Below are 4,408 nucleotides of genomic sequence, written 5' to 3'. Positions count from 1 at the left end.
GATGAGCTGCGTCGGGACGACGACCCGCGCCGCGAGGACAACCCGCGACGGGACGACGACCCGCGCCGCGACGATGAGCCGCGCCGGGACGACGACCCGCGCCGCGAGGACAACCCGCGCCGCGACGATGAGCTGCGTCGGGACGATGAGCCGCGCCGAGAGGACGACTCGCGCCGCGACGATGAGCTGCGTCGGGACGATGAGCCGCGCCGCGAGGACGACTCGCGCCGCGACGATGAGCCGCGTCGGGACGATGAGCCGCGCCGCGAGGACGACTCGCGCCGCGACGATGAGCTGCGTCGGGACGATGAGCCGCGCCGAGAGGACGACTCGCGCCGCGACGACGAGCTGCGTCGGGACGATGAGCCGCGCCGCGAGGACGACTCGCGCCGCGACGACGAGCCGCGTCGGGACGATGAGCCGCGCCGCGAGGACGACTCGCGCCGCGACGACGAGCCGCGCCGAGAGGACGACTCGCGCCGCGACGACGAGCCCCGCAAGGAGGCGCCGGAAGCCGACCAGCCTGCGGAGGGCGACAGGAAGCCGACGCCCACGCCGCCGGACCCAGGCGCGGGCCGCGACTTCAGCGATGTGCGCGCCGACATGGAAGGCGGCCCGCGAGGTCTCGAGCGGCCACACCCCTACGACCAGCAGCGGCTCGAGAACCTGATCCCGCGCGATCCCGACGGGACCCCGCAACGTCATCCGGACCCCACCCAACCTTGGACGCAGGTCCAGAACGACGGCGGCCACACCGTGCCGGGTCGCGGCAACAACTGTGCGGACTGCAGCCGTTCATTCCTGGAGTCCTGGTACGGCAACCCGCAGGTCTCGGCACCGCGCACACTCGACGCGCTCCCGGACGGCAACTACGACATCACCAGCCCCGAGCGGCGTTCCAACGAGAACATCCAGGAGTGGGCGGGTACCGACTACCGCTACGACGGCGATCGGGACACCGGCTACGCCAACATCGAACGCGAGCTGCTCGACGCCGGCCACGGCTCCGCCTCCGTCATCGTCGTGAGCTGGCCGAACGGCGCCGGCCACGCCTTCAACGCCGTGAACCACAACGGCCGTGTCGTCTGGGTCGACAGCCAGACCGGCCAGGTGAGCACCAACCCGATCCACCCGCAGGCGGTCGGAGTCTGGCACCTCACCCTCGACGCCGACCGCAACCCGGTAGATCCTAACGCCGCTTCACAGAACAACCAGCAGGACAACAACACCCAGAACCCCTCCGGCCCCGACCCTGACACCACTGACACGCCACAACCGTCCCCTCAGGACGACGCCTCGGACAGCCCCGAGCCGAACGGCGACCGCTCCGACACCGCACAGGGACACAACGAGCCAAGCTCGGCCGACTCGACGCCACCCCCGCCCCAGGAGGCGTCCCCGAGTACCCGCAACCGTGGTCCTGTTCGTCCGAGTTCGGAGCCATCTGAAGGCGGCAACGGACAAGACCGGAGTTCCTCTCGTGCACTGGGCGGTGACACGGACAGCTCGCAGACACAGCACCACCAAGACGGTTACACAAGCAGTGAGGCGGGCAACAAGCGCTCTTCAGCGCCTCATGAGCAAGGTGATGTGGGGAGCCATCAGACCTCGCGTCCTTCCAACGGAACTACACCTGGCGACCCACGCACCACCCGCCCGGATTCTCCGGACGCGCACAGCCCCATGCGTGAGTTCGCGACAGAGCGTCAGCAACAGCTCGAATCCAGCGCTGCCTTGCCCGCAAGCGACGGCAGGTCGGATTCCGACAGCGGTCGAGCCATCAACGAAGGCGGTGGGTCGGAGGACAGGCAAGGACTTGTCGGCATTGAGAACCGCGGCGTCCCTGGAGCATCGGATTCTGATCCGCGAGATTCGGCTGGGGCGACCGGCCCAGTCTCCGCGGATTCCCCAGCTCCCCCTCACGCGGGTAGTTCCGGAAAGAGCGAAACGGGTACTGTCGACCCTGGTCACCCGATAAACGAACCACATCGAAAGGAGGAACATCATCCTCGCCTTGGCCCTGCGGAGACATCTGAATCGACACATAACTCCATGTATCCGATGGAGAGCCAGCAGGAGCTTCGGCAGACGAATCCGGTTCGACAGGTGGATATGGGGCATGTATACCAGCAACTCAGCCAGTGGGCTGAACCGCCCAAGCCGCCCGCAACTCAGAGTCCACTGGCCGAGGTACTCAACTCCACGGTACCGAAGCAGGTAGACGGGGCCTCGCCATCTATTACCTCTCTCCGCCGACAAGATCTCATCGACAAGCTCCCTGGTTTTGCCGACATGCATCCAGGCGAACAAGGTGCGGCTGTGGCTGCGATGGCGCGTCTCAGTCATTCGTTTCACGCAGCGCATGCTGTCGGTGTCATGCCGGAGTCTCGCGCGTATCCGTACGCGCCTTCGGATGCCGAGGGTGCTGCCGGTGTGGATAGCGAAGGTAATCCACTGCCGAAGGGTGCAACTGTCCAGGTTTCGCCATCGGTTGATGCTCACAGTAATAATCAATGGCCCTCGAGTAGTCGCAGAGATGATGACCTGAAAAAGATGATCAAGGAGGCTTTCGGGAAAGCCGGGGTTGCCGGAGCTCTCCGGGAATCTGGTCCTCACAGGCCTGACTTCACGGGGCGAAACTACGCAGTAGTCGAGGTCTACAATCCCATGAGTGGGGAAGTCAGCTTCGTCGTCGATTCGTCATTCAATAGTACGGCGGAGGTGGTTGGTAAGCATTCCGAGCCGCATCTTCTTGACTATCTGGACAACCTGAACGCAGGCCGCTCGGACGGAGACAAGTACCAGCCCCTCAGTCTTTTCACCGATAGAGAACCCTGTGGGCGCGGGGCGGGTCTCGCTGATTGCTCGCAGACTCTGAGGGAGCGAATACCCGGCGTTGATGTCTTCTATGCGACGGAATACCGCAAGGAGGCAGAGATGGATCCGGAGCAGCCGGGTCCCAAGGAGGCCAGGAAGGCGCTCAATGATGGGGCGCACGCCGAGAACATGGTTGCGCTTGGTAGGGTCTGGGTGAAGTTGAAGTCGATTGGCGGGCTCTTGGCCTAGGCGGCTGCCGCCCTGGCATGGAGAGGAAATTGGGGCTGATGTGGGAGCGCACGGTTGAGTCCTCGTCGGACGTAACTGGCTATCTGGATTGTTGGCTGACAGAGCACGTGCCCAACGGCGGTCTGTTGTGTGTGGATGGCGGACTGGCGGTCGGCAAGACGCGGGTGCTCAGGCAGTGGGCCGCCGAGCGCTCGGACACGCTGTTGCTCGACGCCACGGACAGCACTGCCGAGGAGTTCTTCGGGCGGTTGGTCGACGCGTTGGGCGTGCCGTGCGATCCACACGAGCGCAGCGCGAGCTTCTACTCCGCCGCGCTGCGTCGGGCAGGCATGACACGTACTGTGGTCGTGACCAACGCGCAGTGGGCCGGCGCGGTGCGCACCTCGGGTGAGCCGTTGCGCCTGCTCGGCTGCGGGCTGGTGCAGTTGGCCAACGCCTGGCGGAAGACCGGTGTGCGCTTCCTGGTCGAGATCGACTCGTCCGTCGGCCTGCTGGCCGGGCTGCGCGCCCCCGTCATCCGGTGGAGCGGCGCGATGGGGCGTAGTGAAGCTGGTCTGCTTACGGACCTGTCGCCTACCGAGACCCAGGTCGTCCGGGTGCTGGCCGCGGCAGAGCGTCGGACGGTGTCCTTCGAGGAGTGGGGCGGGCTTTGCCGGCTCGCGGGCTTTCCCGCCGCCACTGATGAACTTCGTGCGCTGGGCACCAAGGCCGACGGACTGCTGGAGATCGACCGAACGCGCGACCACGTGCGGTTCTGCTGGGAATGGCAGGCCCAGGCCATCCGTTGGAGTACGGATGGCGAGGACGGCGAGCGACTGACCGTGGCGTTGGCCGAAGGGCTTCTTCGCGAAGGGCGGGATGACGCTTCCGCGCTCGCCGGCTATGCCGCCGAGGCATTGCCGGCACACGCCGCTCGGGTAGGCCGATACGGCGAGGTGTCCAGAGAGCCTTCGGTGCTGGCCGGCTGCTCGGCAAAGGCCATGCTGGAACCGCTTCCCGCCGCCTTCCCCAGAGGTGTACCGGCCGACTCGGTGCTGGCTGATCTGCACCACCTGTCGACCAACGGGGTGGACAGTTGCTCGCACGGTGAGTGGCTGGCCTTCCTCCATCACGCGGCTGTCTCGAGAGGAGACGTGCTACTGGCCGAGGCGCTCGTGGAGCACGCGCCGGTGCCATTGCCGTGGCGCACGATCTGGTCGCATAGCCGGGTGCCGGGCAGGTACCGGGTACCGGTCGACTTTCCCACCCACGTGCGTGAGGTGTCGTCCGCTCCTTCCGGACGCCATGCGCTGAGCACCAACGACCGAGGTGAAGTGAGGGCTTGGCGGGTGGGGGATGGGAG

The 4,408-nt window shown here is 66.3% G+C and carries 3 protein-coding genes; 2 read left to right on the top strand and 1 reads right to left on the bottom strand.

Annotated features, from left to right (window positions below; genetic code table 11):
* Window positions 1-639 (bottom strand): hypothetical protein (locus tag GL263_RS28560; RefSeq protein ID WP_228456744.1); only part of this gene is annotated, 639 nt, incomplete at its 3' end.
* Between GL263_RS28560 and GL263_RS22340 the strand changes: the two genes are divergently transcribed.
* A complete protein-coding gene (locus tag GL263_RS22340) occupies window positions 592-3,066 on the top strand; it encodes a toxin glutamine deamidase domain-containing protein (protein WP_323379522.1) in 2,475 nt (824 codons plus the stop codon). The two genes, GL263_RS28560 and GL263_RS22340, sit on opposite strands and share 48 nt — an antisense overlap.
* A 29-nt stretch (window positions 3,067-3,095) precedes the next feature.
* A partial coding sequence (locus GL263_RS22335) for a hypothetical protein (RefSeq protein WP_182857542.1) occupies window positions 3,096-4,408 on the top strand: 1,313 nt, incomplete at its 3' end.

Origin of the sequence: Streptomyces durbertensis (assembly GCF_014156695.1) — a bacterium.
Lineage (GTDB): Bacteria > Actinomycetota > Actinomycetes > Streptomycetales > Streptomycetaceae > Streptomyces > Streptomyces durbertensis.
The sequence above is the reverse complement of the archived record's forward strand: the minus strand, read 5'-3'. Positions and strand labels throughout refer to the sequence as shown.